The 17,331-nt window shown below is 41.8% G+C and carries 13 protein-coding genes; 6 read left to right on the forward strand and 7 right to left on the reverse strand.

Going from position 1 to position 17,331, the window contains the following annotated elements; all coding sequences use genetic code 11:
* Positions 1-405 precede the first annotated feature (405 nt).
* Together IM485_RS06945 and IM485_RS06950 are read left to right on the forward strand one after the other, a co-directional pair.
* Positions 406-1,134, forward strand: a complete 729-nt coding sequence (locus tag IM485_RS06945; RefSeq protein WP_287742155.1) for a Bax inhibitor-1/YccA family protein — start codon at positions 406-408, stop codon at positions 1,132-1,134.
* An 88-nt stretch (positions 1,135-1,222) separates the two neighbouring features.
* The gene (locus IM485_RS06950; protein ID WP_002742489.1) at positions 1,223-1,393 is read left to right on the forward strand and encodes a CAB/ELIP/HLIP family chlorophyll-binding protein; all 171 of its coding nucleotides are present in this window, start codon (positions 1,223-1,225) and stop codon (positions 1,391-1,393) included.
* A gap of 51 nt (positions 1,394-1,444) precedes the next feature.
* On the opposite strand, the gene IM485_RS06955 is transcribed toward IM485_RS06950, so the two are convergent.
* Both IM485_RS06955 and acsF read right to left on the reverse strand, forming a co-directional pair.
* Complete coding sequence (locus tag IM485_RS06955) at positions 1,445-2,065, reverse strand: neutral zinc metallopeptidase (RefSeq protein WP_104396311.1); 621 nt, start codon at positions 2,063-2,065, stop codon at positions 1,445-1,447.
* A 336-nt stretch (positions 2,066-2,401) separates the two neighbouring features.
* Positions 2,402-3,460: a magnesium-protoporphyrin IX monomethyl ester (oxidative) cyclase gene (gene acsF / locus IM485_RS06960; protein ID WP_104396312.1), complete on the reverse strand. Its 1,059-nt coding sequence runs from the start codon at positions 3,458-3,460 to the stop codon at positions 2,402-2,404.
* Between the two features lie 189 nt (positions 3,461-3,649).
* On the opposite strand from acsF, the gene rpmF reads away from it, so the two are divergent.
* The 3 genes from rpmF to IM485_RS06975 all read left to right on the forward strand — a co-directional run bounded on the left by rpmF (position 3,650) and on the right by IM485_RS06975 (position 5,297).
* Positions 3,650-3,832: a 50S ribosomal protein L32 gene (gene rpmF / locus IM485_RS06965; RefSeq protein ID WP_002742494.1), complete on the forward strand. Its 183-nt coding sequence runs from the start codon at positions 3,650-3,652 to the stop codon at positions 3,830-3,832.
* A gap of 88 nt (positions 3,833-3,920) precedes the next feature.
* Positions 3,921-4,520: a sulfite oxidase-like oxidoreductase gene (locus tag IM485_RS06970; protein WP_046661054.1), complete on the forward strand. Its 600-nt coding sequence runs from the start codon at positions 3,921-3,923 to the stop codon at positions 4,518-4,520.
* A gap of 306 nt (positions 4,521-4,826) precedes the next feature.
* Entirely contained in the window at positions 4,827-5,297 is a 471-nt protein-coding gene (locus IM485_RS06975) for a hypothetical protein (RefSeq protein ID WP_287742161.1), read from the forward strand.
* A 29-nt stretch (positions 5,298-5,326) separates the two neighbouring features.
* Here IM485_RS06975 and IM485_RS06980 read toward each other — a convergent pair whose 3' ends face one another.
* Both IM485_RS06980 and groL read right to left on the reverse strand, forming a co-directional pair.
* Positions 5,327-7,216 carry an ABC-F family ATP-binding cassette domain-containing protein gene (locus tag IM485_RS06980; protein ID WP_287742163.1) on the reverse strand — a complete coding sequence of 630 codons (1,890 nt, stop codon included), beginning with the start codon at positions 7,214-7,216 and terminating at the stop codon, positions 5,327-5,329.
* A gap of 190 nt (positions 7,217-7,406) precedes the next feature.
* Entirely contained in the window at positions 7,407-9,080 is a 1,674-nt protein-coding gene (groL, locus tag IM485_RS06985; RefSeq protein WP_002759846.1) for a chaperonin GroEL, read from the reverse strand.
* A gap of 247 nt (positions 9,081-9,327) precedes the next feature.
* On the opposite strand from groL, the gene IM485_RS06990 reads away from it, so the two are divergent.
* Positions 9,328-11,157 (forward strand): coiled-coil domain-containing protein, encoded by a 1,830-nt coding sequence (locus tag IM485_RS06990; protein ID WP_287742164.1) that lies wholly within the window; start codon positions 9,328-9,330, stop codon positions 11,155-11,157.
* A 50-nt stretch (positions 11,158-11,207) separates the two neighbouring features.
* On the opposite strand, the gene IM485_RS06995 is transcribed toward IM485_RS06990, so the two are convergent.
* The 3 genes from IM485_RS06995 to IM485_RS07005 form a co-directional block, all read right to left on the reverse strand.
* On the reverse strand, positions 11,208-13,232 hold the full coding sequence (locus IM485_RS06995) for a potassium channel family protein (RefSeq protein ID WP_287742165.1): 2,025 nt from the start codon (positions 13,230-13,232) through the stop codon (positions 11,208-11,210).
* 116 nt (positions 13,233-13,348) lie between these two features.
* On the reverse strand, positions 13,349-14,188 hold the full coding sequence (locus IM485_RS07000; RefSeq protein WP_287742167.1) for an SWIM zinc finger family protein: 840 nt from the start codon (positions 14,186-14,188) through the stop codon (positions 13,349-13,351).
* A 13-nt stretch (positions 14,189-14,201) separates the two neighbouring features.
* Complete coding sequence (locus IM485_RS07005; protein ID WP_287742169.1) at positions 14,202-17,324, reverse strand: DEAD/DEAH box helicase; 3,123 nt, start codon at positions 17,322-17,324, stop codon at positions 14,202-14,204.
* Positions 17,325-17,331 lie beyond the last annotated feature (7 nt).

The following is a 17,331-nucleotide window of genomic DNA, read 5'->3' on the forward strand; positions in this document are numbered from 1 at the left end:
ACATCTTTCTTAACATTTCAAACCTTTGTCGCACATGGCTTTCAAGACTCGGTTAACAATCTGTAATATTCCTTGTTGACACCCTTACTGACAAAGAAAAAACTGAAATCAAGTCAGGATAAGGGTTGGAGTGCTTACTGCAAAAATTGTTAAGAAAGATCCCTATAAGGGATAGCTTGATAAGGGGGGTGCCGATCCCGCCTTGATAAGGAGGGTATCTGACAATTTTTAATACCTACCTACTTAGCTCGATTCCTAGTCTTTTCGTTACAATCAAGAGGGAATCGATGCCGGGGAGAAGATTACTTTTTTTCTTCCCTCCGATTCGGCATTCTTGACGAACTAATCAAGAATAGTTCCTGTTTAACAAGATTGATTGAGACAAGTATCTCGCACCCTATCACCATGAGTAATACCAGTAATTTTCGCCAAGCTTTACGCGAGGCTAAAAGCCAAGCACTTATCGGCCCCAATGTTATCCCCAAGGCCCTGCCCTATCTCGGTGGTGGTCTAATTTTAACTGCGGTGGGAACCTATGGCGGTTTAGGTGTGATCCAATCCTATCCCCAGATTTTCTTCCCGACTTTCTTTGTCGCCCTGGTTGCCGAGATTATTTTATTTTTTGTCGCGCGTAGTAGTGCGGAAAGCGGCAATAAAAGCACTGCTCTGCCCCTGCTGACTCTCTATAGCCTTCTTTCTGGCTATACTCTCAGTGGAATCGTCTATGTGGCGTTAGGTACTTCCGGTGTTGGTTTGCGGGGAGTGGCAATTGCTGCCCTCGGTTGCGGCATCGCTTTTGTGTTGGGACGGAATATCGGCTCGAATCTGTCGGAAAAAGATGGTTTAGCACTGACTCAAACCGTGAGCATCGGTATTCTCGCTCTTTTTGTTGTTCTCATTGGTCAGCTAATTTTCTCTATCTTTGGTGGCGGTACTCCCACCTGGTTAGAAATCGCTATTTCTGGCATCGGGGTTTTCTTGTTTGCCGGCTCGGCAGTGGTGGACTTTTACATCTTGCCCCGTACCTACAGAGATGAACAGTATCTCAGTGCTGCTTTATCGATGTATTTGACTTATATCAACCTATTTATCTTTATTCTGCGCCTTTTAATCGCTCTTAACGGTCGAGATTAGGGCAAATAGAGAGGAGTTAGAAATTAGTTACAACCTAACTTCTAACTCCGCTAGAATAGTAAAGAAATGTAAACCGCCTGTAAAGATCATGACTGAACCACAACCGACTCAAACCCCCAAATTAGAAGACCCCAAATTTGGCTTTAATGACTATGCCGAGCGCCTCAACGGTAGAGCCGCTATGATTGGTTTTGTGATCACCCTGTTGATCGAGTATCTCACTGGCCAAGGTCTGTTATCTTGGTTAGGGTTACAGTAGTTTTTTAGGCTTTTTTAGGCATTCTACGGGAAATAGAGCCTTGAATGCTAGTTAACGCATACAAGCTTGATGATTTTCCCCGTAGAATCCTTGTAAGACCGAATCACCTCGCTGTTGTGGTGTGCCGTGGGAGTTATTGGGAGCTTCAAAATCGCCCACTTCCGAGGCCGCTTCCGCTAGAAGTTTTCCTGCTATTATATAATCCTGTTTGGATAAACTTCTTGCTTCGGTAAATAACCAAGAAAGGGTATCTCCCGCTAGACAATCGGCCTGTAATTCAATGCCGATGCTCATCCCACCTTCATCGATGCCACCGATACCCCGATTCCACTGAACAGCGTGAGCGGCCTCGTGAGCGACGGCGTAAAGGGGAAATAGGGGATTATCACTAATGCGAGTAACTTGCTGGAGATTGACGTAAACTGTATTATCTACAGTGCAGAAAGCCGCTAGGGAAATTACGCCGCAGGGAGTGGTTATCGGGCCATCGCTTAACAAATACTTAAAATTGATCTGGTGTAATTGAGCCGTATATTCAATTACCGCTTCTAAGGCATCCGTAATATCGTCTGCTTGCGCTCTCTGGGCTAGAGGGGATAAAATCAAGAGGGAACTACAGGAAACAGCAGATATCAGGGATAATAAACGTTTACGGCCAGAGTTAGGTTTCATGATACTAACAAAGTCGGGAGTGAGGAAGAAGTTTAATTGATCTGAATTAGCCTAGCGCTACGATCACAATTCTAAAGGCTATATCTAAGACTTCCAGAGAAAATACAGAATTTACGCAGCTTTTGAGCAAAGTTTACAGAATTTCTCGTCAAGGTTGAGGAAATTAATTTGGCACGACTACTTAGGGTCTGCTGAAAAAGTTTTTCGTTGGGGTGGGGTGTGGGGTGTGGGGTGTAGGGTGTGGGGTGTGGGGTGTAGGGTGTGGGAATTATGAATTATGAATTGGAAATTGGGGAGTTTTTTGCTGTGAACTGATAACTGATAACTGATAACTGATTAAAGTACCATTTCTCTGGTGGCTTCTGCATCTATGGGTTTAATCAGATACAATCGCAATAGATCCCCGACGATACCTAGCTGTAAGGGTAACTTACGGACTGTTTTTAGCCATTGAGGAGCGCTACTTTCATCGATCGCTTTTAATTGTAAATTACGTTCAGCACAACGGTTTAAACGTGGGAAAAATTGGGGATGGTCCACATTTAAAATGGTGGGAAAAGCGCGGGCGGAGGTATTATTAGTCTGACGAATTACCTCTTGATCAAAAGCGATCGCATCCATTCCCAAAGCATCATAAAAGTCTGAGCGTTCGCGTACAGTTAAACTATGGGTAGCAAAGACGGAAAGCAGGAAAAAACGACTCCATAATCTCGATCGCCAATTATTCCACAATTGTGGTTTAGCTCGCAGTAAGGTTTTAAAGATATCTCCGTGGCGATTTTCGTCCTGACACCAACTCTCGAAGTAATTAAAAAGAGGATTAAATTTATACTCTGGATGTTCTTCTAAATGACGATAAATGAGGATATAACGCCAATAACCGATTTTTTCGGAGAGATAGACCGTATATAATACCCATTCAAGGGGGAAAAAGGTGTAGGTGCGGGTTTTAGTAATTTTGGCTAGATCGAGGGAAATATTAAAGTCAGCCATGGCTTTATTGAGAAATCCTGCATGACGCGCCTCATCTCTAGCCATAAGATGAAATATCTCTCCTAACAAGGGATTACGGCTTTTTAGTTGTCGTGACAGTTCCTTAAATAATAAAAAGCCAGAAAATTCGGAGATACAGGAGCGTTCTAGGTAATCTATAAAGGCATTTCTCGTTTTTTCATCGAGATTATCTTGATAGTTCTCAAATTCTTGCTGACGTTCAAAGTGATGCCGGTTGTAATCGGTCCGCATCTCCTCTAACATCGCTTTGATTTCGGTTTCTTGCAAAGAAAGGTCAAAATTAGCGGCAGCCTCAAAATCGGTGGTATAAAAACGAGGGGTGAGGATAGTTTCGCGCAGAACAGCTTTTTTCTGGGAGGGAGGTTCGACGGTAGTGACCATGATGGAAATTACTTGACTACATAGCTATATAGGATTTTAAACATAAATAGGCAAGCCAATGATAATTATTAAGTTTTATCAATATTTTGGGCAGTAGTGAGTAGGGGATAAAGACAAGTTGGCGAGCCGATTAGGGAAATAGGGAGTAGAATAGAAAGGTTGTGAGTCTATAACTATCGTTAAAATACTATGGCTTGTCCCAAGAAGAAAACCTCAAATGCCAAGCGCGACCAACGGAGAGCGCACTGGAGAAAGCAAGCGGCTCGGGAAGCGCAAAAAGCCTTATCTTTGGGTAAATCTGTTCTTTCTGGTCGTTCTAACAGCTTTGTCTATCCCACTAAAGAGGAAGAAGAAGGGGAAGACGAGGAATAACTTGATGATGGGGAGTGAGGTAGAGAAAACCTTTTCGCTCCCTAATATTTTAAGATTTGTTTAGGGTGTTCGTTGTGAGTCTCAACTAATGTTAGGCAAATTCTTTAAAAAACCAGAATCTCCCGATCAAGACCGAGTTCCTCCGGGCCAATATCTCGCTAGTGGTTTTCCTGTGCTTACCTACGGAGATACTCCCCAAATCAAGACCGAGGAATGGTTATTCAAGGTTTGGGGAAAGGTGGCCACGACTAAAATTTTTAACTGGTCGGATTTTATGGCCCTACCGCAGTCGGAATTTACTAAGGATTTTCACTGTGTCACCCGTTGGTCAAAATTAGATGTGACTTGGACGGGAATTAAGGTATCGGATTTTATGGCCTTAATTGACCTGTTGCCGGAAGCTACCCACGTCATGCAACACTGTTATGGGGGTTATACCACTAACCTCACCCTAGAGGAATTCCTGCACGAGGATAATTTTTTCGCTTTTCAACTGTTTGGTCAACCTTTAACCCCCGACCACGGTGGTCCGCTGCGTTTAGTTGTCCCCCATCTCTACGCTTGGAAAAGTTCTAAATGGATTAATGGCTTAGAATTTCTCGATCGAGAGCAATTGGGTTTCTGGGAACTTAATGGCTACCATCGACGAGGTGATCCCTGGTTAGAGGAACGTTATGGCGGTTTTTGACGAGTTTTGTCTTAAAATAGGGTGATATCAGCAAACGGAAGTTACCCCCCCCCACAAAAGAGCATTTGGGTTTCCTTTTCTTGTACCCATGTAATTGAAGTTTTCTTAAGGTTTATAGGGACAGACAGAGTACCTCATAGAAATTCCCCGGAAGACTGGTTGTAGTCATTGATCACTGATACTAAATCCAGTTATTAAAAACTGATTATCTATTCCCTCTTTTGCCTTTTGCCTCTTGCCTTTTGCCTGTCCTAATATGTATCCTATACTCAACGGATTTAGTATGATAACTGAAATAACCGACTAATGAAAAAGAGGATATTGACTTTACTATTAGCTTTCCTTTTAGTTGCTAACATGAATAGCCAAGGGGTTTTAGCAGTGACGATCGATTTTCAATGGTTGGGAAATCAGGGTTATACAGCTAAAGGTTCTTTTAGTTATGATGAAAAAACGGCCCCGACTATCTTTTCAGAAAAAGGTTCGGGAAAAATGCAAGTTTTAGAAGATTTTCAGGTATCTTTTTATGATAAGAGTGGTCAAGAGATCGCTAGATACGATAATGTCAGCGAGGGAATTTCCTCGGCTAATTATTTTCAGTTTAATTTTAATACCAAAACTGGTCAAGTTTTCGGCTCGATCGATCTTGGGGGTGAAGGGATGGGGGAAATCTATCTTCAAGGGGTGGTTAAGGATAATTTGGCACTGTTGCGGGTGGAGTCGGTAGATCTGGTCATGGATGAGGATGATTCACCGGAAATTATCACTCAGTTTTGACTAAATCGATCGGGAAAATAGGGATCATCCTAGCCTAATTTTTCTGCTAATTCTAACCAGCGATCGGTTAAAGTATCAATTTTTTGACTCAATTGAGCTAATTCTTCGGTTAGAGCGGTTATTTTGGTAAAATCTTCTAGGGGTTCTCCATAAAGTACCTGTTCAATTTCGGCTTTTTTTGCTTCTAAAATTGGTATTTGTTTTTCGATGTCTTCGTATTCTTTTTTCTCTTTAAAAGAGATTTTTTTATTGACGGGTGAGGGAAAAGCTTTAACAGTTTTTGGGGTGACTTTTTTTTCTTTTGGTTCCTCCTCCTCTTTTTTCTGATCGAGATAAAGGGAATAATTACCCGGATATTGACGGATATTACCCCCGGTTTCAAAGGAAAAAATAGTATCAACTACTCGATCGAGAAAATAGCGATCATGGGAAACGACGATCACACAACCGTTAAAGTCCTCTAAATATTCTTCTAAAATTGCTAAAGTCTGCACATCGAGATCATTGGTGGGTTCATCTAAGATTAAAACATTAGGCGCACTCATCAAAACTCGTAGCAAAAATAAGCGTCTTCTTTCCCCTCCAGAAAGTTTATAAATTGGTGCATACTGTTGATCGGGAGGAAAAAGAAATTTTTCTAACATCTGGGAAGCGGTAATCACGCTACCGTCTAGGGTTTTGACTAATTCGGCCACACTTTTCAGATATTCGATTACTCTTTGATTTTCGTTGATATTGAGATCATCGGATTGTTGATCGAAGTAACCAATATGAATAGTGGAACCGATGTCAACCGTGCCTGAATCGGGGAGAGTTTTCCTGGTAATAATATCCATGAGAGTAGATTTTCCTACCCCGTTACTGCCAATAATACCGATGCGATCTTCGGGGGTAAAAATATAGGTAAAATCTTTAATTAAAGTATGATCGCCGTAAGCTTTCGAGATTTTTTCTACTTCAATAACTTTTTTGCCGATGCGTCTTCCTGCGGTGGCAATATCGACTTTTCCCTCCACCTGTTTAAATTCCTTATTACCCATTGCCTGAATGCGATCAATCCGCGCTTTTTGTTTGGTACTGCGCGCTTTTGGTCCCCGGGATAACCATTCTAATTCCCGTCGCAAAACTCCCGCGTGTTTGCGTTGACTACTGGCGATCGATTCTTCCGCTAAAGCTTTTTTTTCTAGATAATAGGCATAATTACCAGAATAAGTAGATAAGTCTCCCCGATCGATTTCAATGATGCGATTAGTCACTCGATCGAGAAAATAGCGATCGTGAGTAATTAATAATAATCCTCCCCGAAAACGGGACAAATAACTCTGTAACCATTCCACGGAAAGAGCGTCTAAATGGTTGGTGGGTTCATCCATCAACAAACAGTCAGGATCGGCTAAAAGTGCGGTAGCGATGGCGATTCTTTTGCGATATCCCCCCGATAAATCTCCCACGCGAGCATTAAAATTATCGATACCCAGTTTACTTAAAATAACTTTAGCGTTAGTTTCTAAATCCCAGGCGGCAAGTTTATCAATTTGTTGCGAAACCCTTGACAAACGTTCCATAATAGTATCCAGATTTTCTGGCTCATGGACAAGGCGATCGGACAATTCCTCGTATTCCTTAATTAAAGTCATACTTTCGCCACTATCGGCGAAAACCTGCTCTAAAACCGTTTTATCGTCGTCTAGCTCCGGTTGCTGGGGTAAATAGACGATTTTCATCCCAGAATTGATTTGAATTTCGCCACCATCGATCGATTCTAATCCGGCGATCATTTTCAATAGGGTCGATTTTCCCGATCCATTCGTACCGATCAGGCCGACTTTATCGCGATCATCGAGGCTAAAACTGGCATCTTTGAGAATTTCCTTGATACCGAAGTCTTTTTTGAGCGATCGAACCGTCAGCAGTGTCATGATTTCTGGGAATAATCCTTCTTTTCTAGTGTAGTGTCTGGACTAATGCAAAGGATAGATTAAGCAGGTTCTGCTGAAAAAGTTTTTCCCGAGGAAAAAAAACCTGTCCCTAATGGCGATGATAACCAGAAAAGGGACAGATTGGCTCAATGGAATGAGATTATTTTCAGGGGCCAGACGGCATCAGGAATTACATCATGCCCATGCCGCCCATGCCACCCATGCCGCCCATGCCGCCCATGCCGCCCATGCCGCCCATATCAGGGGCTGCGGCTTCTTTAACGGGTTTTTCGACCACGAGGGCTTCGGTCGTTAGGACCATACCGGCGATAGAAGCGGCGTTTTGAACGGCTGACCGCACCACTTTAGCCGGATCGATAATTCCGGCGGCGATTAAGTCTTCGTACTTGCCGGTGAGGACATTGTAACCGACGCTAAAAGCGGTTTCGCGCACACCTTCCACGATCACATCCCCTTCCACGCCGGCGTTATTAGCTAACTGACGCAGGGGGGCTTCTAGGGCTTTAGCGACGATATCGGCGGCGACTTTTTCCTCATCGTTAGTCAAAGAAGCTTTGAAAGCCTTCACCTTAGAAGCCAGATGAATCAAGGTTGTACCACCGCCCGGGACGATACCTTCTTCCACGGCGGCTTTGGTGGCATTGAGGGCATCTTCGATGCGGAGTTTGCGATCCTTGAGTTCGGTTTCTGTGGCTGCCCCGACTTTAATCACGGCCACACCGCCGGCTAATTTAGCGATGCGTTCCTGTAATTTTTCCTTATCGAATTCAGAATCGGTTTCTTCTAACTGTTTTTTCAGTTGGGCGAGACGTTTCTGCACATCGGCCTTATTGCGGCTGTCTCCGGAGGCGACAATAATTGTATTGTCTTTCTCTAGGGTGATTTTTGCCGCTTGCCCCAGCAGATCGAGGCTAACGGTGTCAAGACTTAAGCCCACCTCTTCGGAAATCAGACGACCGCCGGTGAGGATGGCAATATCTTGTAAAACCGCCTTGCGACGTTCCCCGAAACTGGGGGCTTTGATGGCGACGACATTTAAGACACCCCGGGCCTTGTTGACCACTAGAGTGGCTAAGGCTTCGCCGTCCACATCTTCGGCGATAATTAATAGGGGACGACCTTGACGGGCAACGGCTTCGAGGACGGGGACTAATTCAGCGATCGCACTGATTTTTTTATCGGTAATCAGGATCAGAGGGTTGTCGTACTCGACGATCTGTCTTTCTTGATCGGTGATGAAATAGGGAGAGATATAACCGCGATCGATCTGCATCCCTTCCACTACTTCTAATTCGGTGGTTAAGGATTTCGATTCTTCCACGGTGATTACGCCATCGGTGGTGACTTTTTCCATGGCGGTGGCGATCATTTGTCCCACTTCTTCGTCGTTGCCGGAAGAAACGGTGGCCACTTGAGCGATCGCATCTCCAGCGATCGGTTTAGCGACGGCGGCGATTTCTTCCACCAGATAGGCGATGGTTTTGTCTAGTCCGCGTCTTAAAGCGACGGGATTGGCCCCGGCGGTAACGTTTTTCAGACCTTCTTTAATTAAAGCCTGGGCGATGATGGTGGCGGTAGTGGTGCCATCTCCCGCTAAATCTTTGGTTTTTGCCGCTACTTCCTGAATTAATCTCGCCCCGGTGTTTTCGAGGGGATCGGACAATTCGATTTCTTTGGCGACGGTGATGCCGTCATTAACGATCTGGGGGGCGCCGTATTTCTTTTCTAACAAGACATTGCGTCCTTTCGGACCGAGGGTGATTTTTACCGCATCGGCCAAGGCGTTGACACCTCTTTCTAGGGCGCGACGGGATTCATCTTTAAAGGCAATGATTTTGGACATGGTATCGCTGTTGTAATAGGACTCCTTATAGTTAATTTAGCACTCTTAGGGCTTGAGTGCTAATCTAGGTGTGCGGTCATTGAGGAGATCAGGGTGTTATCTCCCCACGGCAGACTGAATTGAGTTAAAAAAATAAAAATTTATCAAGATTTATGAATAATTGCAGAAAATCAATGATAACTATTGTAGCATCGGGGAGATAATCGAATTTTAGCCCATTTTCGCCTTTTTTTAGGAGAAGACAATCATGATTAATCTTAATCCTGCTATCGAACAAAAAATTAATGAATTTATTCTGAAAGTTAAATTAGCTCACCAAAAAGAAGCCACAGATATCATTCAAGAAACGAAGAATTTAAAAGATGAACTTATTCAAAAACTAGGTGGATTAACTTTTTCAGACCCTTTACCTAGCAGAGAAGAATTAGAAAAACAAATAATAGCTCATACAGAGCAGCTTGTGGAGACAATCAACCTTTTATCTACTGGCAAAAGTTCAGAAACTCCTCTTGATACTTTCAGCCAAGAAACTGATAGTTTAGTTGCAACAATTACGACTCTATTCGATGCTAATGCTAACGATGCAAACTTGCCAAAACTCAAGGAAAAGCTAACTGCTTGGCAAACAAAAGTTAAAGATACTTTGGTTAAATTTTCCGCCACTGTGGAATTACAAAAGAAAAATGAGTCTTTGATTGCTGAACTGAAGGATAACTTAGGCAAATATAGTTCAATTCCTGAAGTAGATGAACCCTTTGAAAAGTTAGTCAAGGAATTTAAAGATAATTTTGCACAACTACAAGAAGCAAGTGTTTTATTTCAAACTTTAGACGATTTAATCAATGAAATTAAAGCTAGAGATGAGGTGATCAAACTAAATAAAAGAATTGATATTTTACTGGGAAAAACCCAAGAACAAGTAGCGGGATGCACTCAAGAATTAGACCGGGAAGTACAGGGAGAATTAGCCAAATTAATTAAAATACTAGGGATGGCACAGGTGGAACTCAAGAACATTTCCAAACCTTGTGATATCATGCAAGTAAAGTCGGTGGTAGATGCCGGGGAAATGGCGATTAAATCTTTAACAGGTCAACCTAATATTATTTTGGCACAAAAATTACGCTATGCTGCAACAACGGGATTAAGAGAAATCCAAAAAGGTTCTTGGTTTAGTGGTTTAGCAAACTTCAGAGATAATCTTTTCCATTCTTTCAAAATACCTACAAAAGTTTTAATTGGATTAGTGTTCGCTTTACCTGTAAATTGGTTCATTATGAACTTCTCTCCGGTGAAAGAGTTACTCTCCTTACCTCCAATCATAAAATCTAGTAACCAAAATACTCAGGGAGAAAGTAGCCAAAATACTCAGGGAGAAGGTAACCAAAATACTCAGGGAGAAGGTAACCAAAATACTCAGGGAAAAAATAGCTCAAATACCGAGGACGGAGTAATAACAATTATACGTTTGATGTGGATAACAGGCACTTTAGGGGGAGGAGTTAGTCTTCTAACTCGTTTGCAAGATTTTGATAATCCCAAAAATCAAAAATATGACGATGACCTCTTGCCATTGTTAATTGGTTTAACCAAACCCATTTTAGGGGGAAGTTTCGCTTTCTTTATTCTGCTAATTCTTAACTCTAACATTTTTCCCATAGATATTCGGCGTAGCACTGAAGATAAGGGGAATGACACCTATTTATATGGACTTTTGGCAATGGCTTTTGTGGCTGGATTTAGCGAACGTCTTATTCCCGATTTAATTAGTCAAGTAGAGAAAAAAGTAATTGTAGAGGCTAGTTCTACTGGACAGGGACTACCTCCAGCGATTTTGATCGCTCCGCCTAGCCAAAATTTAGCATTAAATAAAATCCAGGAATTTAGCATTAATCCCGTTGGTAACTACACCATCACAATCTCACCGCCAGACAGCGGTAAAATTGATAAAAATACCACTGATGCCAAATTTACCTACACTGCACCTGCACAAGGAAATCCTGGGGATAAAATTACTATTACTGCTACTTCTGATTCCGGACAAACTGCCAAGGCTACGGTCACTTTAACTGCATAAAAAAAGACCGAGAGAGCCTTCTAGTTTGACAAAAAAAGTATAACTCCCATTTACCCCGATTTCGGGTTAATCGGAATGGCCAAGGCTTGAACTTGAATTTTTTTTAACTCGGAAACTAATCGAATCGCCTGCTGTTCGTAGAGAGGAGCGCCGAGAGTCGCTGGCAAATTTTCCATGAGATCACTGGCGGTTTTCAGGGGACAATTAGAAAAACGACTGATCACGGTGGGTGCTTCTGCGGCAATATTGCGGTTAAAGGCTTTTTCCACCCGCACGCGCCAAGTTTTGGGAGTGCGACGACCCTGTTCCACCCGTCGCAGTCCGTTGATAGTGGCCAGCACTACAATGCGATCGCCGATGCGTAAATTGAGATAATCTTCGGGCATTAATTTCGGGGCTTGCCGTTCTCGTTGGTGTAGGATCGGCACGACTCGATAACCGTAGGCAATATCCCCGAGCGAGCTACCATTGAGAGTATCCCCAGCTTCGATCTCGTATTCCGTCACCAGAATCGTTTTTTGCGCCCAACGGAACAGATAGATGATATTTTCTCCGAAAGCCGCTCCCGTAAAGGCTTCTGCCGCTACGGTGTTGGTTCCTAAAATGTGAGAGCGGGGCAGAATTTGACTTAATTGTTGACTAAGGGTGTCGTCGGTGGTGCGGATGACTAAGTAGCTTTGGGGGTTGAGTTTGCGGGTGGTTAGGGCCACTTCTAAATTGAGGATTTCGTCATCGGTAACGATGGCTATACTTTTAGCCCTATCTAAATTGACATTTTTTAAAGATTCTTCGATATTTCCCGTCATCAGGGGCATTTTTGGCAGGATAGTCGCATCAAAATCCCTATTTAAGCTGACCCCGATGATCGCCTGTTGCATTTCTAGTAATAAATTAGCCACTTCTCTGCCGACTCGACCTAAGCCAACAATAACGATATGATTCTGTTGGGGAACTGGGGGACGGTTAGGGATAAATTGAAATCTTGATGATAATAAAGTTTCTGTCAAAATGGCATAGAGAACCCCGATAAAAGCGGTTCCAGCTAAGGTTAAAAAGAGACTAAATAGCTGCATCCACCAGGGAACCGCATTTAAATCTTCGGGGTTAGAGCCACCGAAAACATCGCCGTAACCACCTAATAAAAGAATCGCTGTTCCTGAAAGAGAGGAAATAAAGGAAGCTCTCGGGGCGTAGAGATGGAAAAGAAAAGTCCCGATAATTACCAGCAGGATAATGATAAATACTGACATGAAAGCCACCCGGTGAATTTGCTGCTGAAAACTCAATTGCCAGAATTGTTGGATTTCTTTGAGCAATTTTTGCCAAAAATACCGCAACTTCTGGCGATAATTTGACGGTTTCTGGCGGACAGCATCGATGTTTTGGTAGGTAGTTTCGATGGTGGTAATGGTATCACCGGCCCCGATAGTGGTGGTGGGAGACCATTGATAAAATCCGGCCCTTAAAGGTTCATCGGGGGCTGTGTGTGCTAACAGACGACGGGTGGGGGTATTTAAATCACCTAAAAAGCGATCGAGTAAACCATCTTCGGGGCTAATTTGTCTCTGGATAATCCGCAATTTCTGACCGTCGAGATGCAAAAAACCGAGGGTTTCTGTGCCTAATGTGGCTAAAGCAAAGGCATTGGCAGGTAGTTGGGTGGGTTCATAGGCGATAAAATTGCCTAAACGTTCCTTAAGTAGATGATTGAGATTATCTTTAGAAGAACGCACCACTAAGCGGGTAAGGGGATTTAATTGCCGAATAATTAGGGCAGTAGTGGCATTAATTCGCTCATCACTGGTGACAATTAAAGCAGCCCGACAGCGATCGATTTCCGCTCTTGCTAAAATGTTTTTTTGACGACAATCACCGATAATTATTTCCTCTAATAAATCGGGAAAATCATTAATTTCCCAACTGGGAGGCTGTATTAGTTCGATACCGACGACGCTAACCCCAAACTCTTTTAAAGACTTGACGCAGTGTTGTCCGAGACTACCCAATCCACAAACTAAAAAGCGATCGGCTAACTTGACATTCCCAGGGACAAAGCTGAGAGATTCTTGGTTCATAGATTCTGCTTGTCTTAAAAAATAGAATGCTTTTTCAAACTTCTGATCCTCCCTTAATTCCCCTTTAATCCACTCTTAATAAGAGGGGTGTCTGACAATTTTTAACACCTACCTAATTATAACATACCAGCGTTTTTATTGCGTACACGTTGATACATTTCTTCCATTACCTCGATAAAGGAAGTATCCTTATCCCAAAATGCAGGATAATCACCGGCTTTTTTAATGACAATTGCGGGAATAGTTGCGGCTTTAACTAACTGAGGATTTTCTGGTAAACGGTGATGAGAGTGCCAAAATTCTTTGAGATCAATTGTTTCTGCTGCTGGTATGGTTTCGGGTTTAGTGTGATAGGAAGTGACAGGGTTAAGAGGAATTTTTTCCTCTTGGATGGAGGAGGAAAGCAGCTTACCAAGGGGAGTTTTTGCTAACTCTTGCAGTAATTTTTGACGAGAGATACCGCGTAATTCAAATAAGAGGAAAGGATCCTGATCTAATTGGGAAGCAACGAGGTAATAAACTCCAGCAATATGTTTACAGGGATTTTCCCAATCGGGACAGGAACAATTGGTGATAAAATCCTTTTGACTGTGGGGTAATAAGTGCAGATTCAGATCGCTAAATGCTTCATCAATATTATCGGGAACTTCTTTGAGCAGCAGTTTAGAGATCATACTCGCTCTTGAACCAAGATTATATAAAGCTTGTGACCACTCTGCTTTAGTAATTGGTTTAATCTCGATACTCACCTTATACAAAGGTTCTTTGTAAACTCCAAAGTAGGGATTAATGGAACCTCGCACCTGAGCAGTAATTAAATTACCATCAATTGTATAATTCTTGACTTTATCATTTTTAGCGTAGGAACGTCCTCGACTCAAGCGTGCTGAGTCGGTAAATTCCTCTAATGCTTCTATAAAGCGTTGTCCCCACCAAGTTTTACTAAATTTATTCATGGGTTTACCTCGATTAAATAATTGTCTGTTTATTCAATGCGATTAACTGACGAAAACTTTCGTTATCTAATTCCGTTAACCAGGATTCATCATTACTAACAATAGCATTAGCTACCTTTTTCTTTTCCTCGATCATTTCATCAATTCTTTCCTCTAAGGTTCCCAATGTGACAAATTTATGCACGAAAACATTTTTTTGTTGACCAATTCTAAAAGCGCGATCGGTTGCTTGATTTTCCACCGCAGGATTCCACCAACGATCAAAATGAAAAACATGATTTGCTTTGGTTAAAGTAATGCCAACTCCCCCAGCTTTTAAGGATAAAATAAATACGGAAGGTTCTGTTTCGGAATTTTGAAATTCTTCGATCATTTGTTCTCGTTTTGGTTGAGAAGTCCCCCCGTGAAGATAATAAGTATTATAGCGAAAAGTTTGTTTGAGGTACTTTTGTAAGGAGTCACCGATTTCAGTAAATTGAGTGAAAATTAGCAGACTATCTCCCTCTAAAATTACTTCTTCTAGCATTTCTCCCAAACGCTCTAACTTATGCGATCGCTCAGGAGTAAAAGCACTGTTATCCTGTAAAAATTGACGGGGATGATTACAAATTTGTTTCAAGCGCATCAGGGTAGATAAAATTAATCCTTTGCGTTTTATTCCCTCCGCTTCTTCTAATTGTTTTTCCACTTCTTTGATGACAACTTCGTAGAGAGAAGCTTGTTCTTTAGTTAAATTACAATACTGTTTGTTTTCCACTTTGTCAGGTAAATCTTTAATTATCTGCTTATCGGTTTTTACCCGACGCAGAATAAAAGGTTCCACTAATTTTTTGAGAACCGTGGACTGGAGACGATCATTTTGTTTTTGGATTGGCACTTCAAAAGCTTTACGAAATTGAGTTTCTTTACCTAAATAACCAGGGTTAAGGAAGTTAAAAATTGACCATAAATCAAGCAGTCTATTTTCTACTGGAGTTCCCGTTAATGCGAGACGATGTTGTGCAGATAAACTCAAGATTGCTTTAGTTTGTGCCGCTTTAGGATTTTTGATATTTTGTGCTTCATCAATTACTAAACGTTGCCAGGATTGCGAGTTAAATAATTTCAAATCCTTGCGAACTAAGGTAAAAGAAGTAATGACGATATCCTTTTGACTAGCTACTATCTGAAATTCGCTCTCATCTTGATAGCGCTTACTACCATGATGAATTAAAACCTGAAGATGGGGGGCAAATTTTTCAATTTCTTTTGCCCAATTTCCCACCACAGAAGTGGGTGCAACTAGCAGAGTTGGTAAAACCTTATTATCTCCCTCTCTTTCCCCAATCAATCTAGCAATTACCTGTAGGGTTTTTCCTAATCCCATATCGTCAGCAAGACAACCATTTAACCCCAATTGTTCTAGGTATTGAATCCAAGCAACCCCGCGCTTTTGGTACTCCCGCAGCGTTCCTTGTAATTGGGGAGGATTTTCGATCGGTTCTAGTTGACTAGGATTTTGTAATTTCTCTAGCATAGAACCCAAAAATTCATCGGTTTCAACAATAATCTCCTCTGGATATTCGGCAGCTTTTTTCATTAATTCAATCAGATTCATCTCAGGATTTTCCTGCTGATATTTCTGCCAAAAATCCAGCATTTGCTGCATTTTATTTTGTTCTAGTTCTACCCATTGACCTCGAAATTTAACTAAGGGTGTTTTGGTGTTAATTAATTGTTGCCATTCCTCTTGGGTAATAGTTTCTTCACCGATGGCTAATTCATATTGATATTCAATGATGTTTTCGAGGCTAAAAATCCCTTTACTAACGGGGGTAGATTTCCCCGATTTAGAAGTAGTTTTTAGCCGAACTTTGGCGCGTTGACGACCTTGGGGAGTCCACCAAGCGGGAATAATTACCTTATATCCCGCATCTTCTAAAATCCAAGCAGTTTCTTTTAAGAAAGTAAAAGCTTCTGTAAGGTTGAGATAAAATCCCGTCGGTTTATCCGTTTCTAATCCTTGCCAAATGGGGGGATAAATACGGGCAGCATAACCCAAACTTAGTAAAATATTTTTGTCTAAATCTTGACCAAAATGCGCTTGTATGCTTGTTCTATTTTCGGGTACTGCATACCAATATTGGTCTAATTCTAATCGCAGGGAGGGGTCTTGTTTAGAGATGAGGATAAAGGTAATTTGCCACTGTTCAATATTATTTTCTGGTGCTTCCGTTAGTTTAAAACCAAGGCTAAAACTAGATATATTTTGGTCTCCTAGTAATTGCTGTCTCCAAGTTTGCCACTGTTGATATTTTTCTAAAGCGGCAGCGGTTTGCAGAAATCCAGCAGCCTTAGTCACAGAGAAGCAATCACCTATAATTGTTTCGCTAATTTTTTTCTCAAAACTGGCAGGAATTGCCGTGTTAGTGACAATTTCATTGAGGAGACATTCGGAGAAGTGCCGGAGTAGGGTTTTGGGATCGTATAATTGTGGTGAAGCATGGGGATTTTCAGCACCGGCAAGACAAATGCGGGGAAGATATTCGAGATAGCGATCGAGATTTGTTTCGTAGGTTGCCGATATAATTTCCCAAAGAGGATAGATGGCAAAGTGAGCGTTTTTCTGGTTATTTGTGGCTAATTCTCGATATTTAAAGGCAGGAATATAGTTATCTTTAAGAATTATTTCTCTAAAAGCTTGACTGTAGTGATACCAAAAAAGTAAATCTGCTCCTAACTGAATCTCTGAGGAGTTGTAAAGACAGATAAAGTGCAGATCATTGAGCAGTTTAAGTACAGGATTAAGAGGATAACAATCAATTTGCCAAGATTGCCATTGGCTATTTTCTGGGGGTTCTTTTTCTAGATAACGCAGTAATTCTAAGGAGGGTAAAGGTTGATTATCCTGGCTAGGTAAAAGAAAGTAGCGGGGGACAAATTGCCGACTAAGAGGATTATAATTCGATTGAACTATTCCTAATTCTCCGGTGAGAAAGCTAGTTAATTCTTCTTTGCTTAACTGAAAAGGATGATAATTATTAGCAGTGGTGCGACTCTTTTTCGGGGTGCTAGTTTCTCCCCAAAGATAAAAGCTACCCTTCTGAATAAATTCATCCGTTGATTGGGGAATCCAAGTACCGTGAAGAATTTTCATGGTTTTT

Origin of the sequence: Microcystis sp. M169S2, from assembly GCF_020245865.1 — a bacterium.
GTDB classification, from domain to species: domain Bacteria; phylum Cyanobacteriota; class Cyanobacteriia; order Cyanobacteriales; family Microcystaceae; genus Microcystis; species Microcystis ichthyoblabe_A.

Coding starts and splice junctions, on each gene's coding strand:
- groL (WP_002759846.1), bottom strand. CDS start 9,080: ATGTCCAAAATCATTGCCTTTAAAGATGAATCCCGTCGCGCCCTAGAA.
- IM485_RS06955 (WP_104396311.1), bottom strand. CDS start 2,065: ATGAAACCTAACTCTGGCCGTAAACGTTTATTATCCCTGATATCTGCT.
- IM485_RS07000 (WP_287742167.1), bottom strand. CDS start 14,188: ATGAATAAATTTAGTAAAACTTGGTGGGGACAACGCTTTATAGAAGCA.
- acsF (WP_104396312.1), bottom strand. CDS start 3,460: ATGGTCACTACCGTCGAACCTCCCTCCCAGAAAAAAGCTGTTCTGCGC.
- rpmF (WP_002742494.1), top strand. CDS start 3,650: ATGGCTTGTCCCAAGAAGAAAACCTCAAATGCCAAGCGCGACCAACGG.
- IM485_RS06945 (WP_287742155.1), top strand. CDS start 406: ATGAGTAATACCAGTAATTTTCGCCAAGCTTTACGCGAGGCTAAAAGC.
- IM485_RS07005 (WP_287742169.1), bottom strand. CDS start 17,324: ATGAAAATTCTTCACGGTACTTGGATTCCCCAATCAACGGATGAATTT.
- IM485_RS06995 (WP_287742165.1), bottom strand. CDS start 13,232: ATGAACCAAGAATCTCTCAGCTTTGTCCCTGGGAATGTCAAGTTAGCC.
- IM485_RS06990 (WP_287742164.1), top strand. CDS start 9,328: ATGATTAATCTTAATCCTGCTATCGAACAAAAAATTAATGAATTTATT.
- IM485_RS06970 (WP_046661054.1), top strand. CDS start 3,921: ATGTTAGGCAAATTCTTTAAAAAACCAGAATCTCCCGATCAAGACCGA.
- IM485_RS06980 (WP_287742163.1), bottom strand. CDS start 7,216: ATGACACTGCTGACGGTTCGATCGCTCAAAAAAGACTTCGGTATCAAG.
- IM485_RS06950 (WP_002742489.1), top strand. CDS start 1,223: ATGACTGAACCACAACCGACTCAAACCCCCAAATTAGAAGACCCCAAA.
- IM485_RS06975 (WP_287742161.1), top strand. CDS start 4,827: ATGAAAAAGAGGATATTGACTTTACTATTAGCTTTCCTTTTAGTTGCT.